Annotated in this window: 1 protein-coding gene; it reads left to right on the top strand. The window is 61.6% G+C overall.

What is annotated here, in order from left to right:
• Positions 1 to 255: immunoglobulin-like domain-containing protein (locus V6F91_RS27305; protein WP_332769960.1), on the top strand; the 255-nt coding region annotated here is incomplete at both ends.

Below are 255 nucleotides of genomic sequence, written 5' to 3'. Positions count from 1 at the left end.
CGATTACCAACTCGATCACCAACGTGACCGGCGGCAACTTCGAAAACCTGGTTGCCGACAAAACTCCAGTCTCGACCACCGTTACCGACGTGGCCGACACCACCAACCTGACGCTGTCCGCGACCGGCTCTGTGGCCGAAGGTGGTCAGATCACCTACACCGCAACCCTGACCAACGCCGCTGGCTCGCCAGTGACCGTGACCTTGTCGAACGGCGCCGTGATCACCATCAAGGCAGGCGAAACCACTGGCACCG

The organism is Pseudomonas koreensis, from assembly GCF_036668835.1.
In the GTDB taxonomy this organism is placed as follows: Bacteria; Pseudomonadota; Gammaproteobacteria; order Pseudomonadales; family Pseudomonadaceae; genus Aquipseudomonas; species Aquipseudomonas koreensis_I.
The sequence above is the reverse complement of the archived record's forward strand: the minus strand, read 5'-3'. Positions and strand labels throughout refer to the sequence as shown.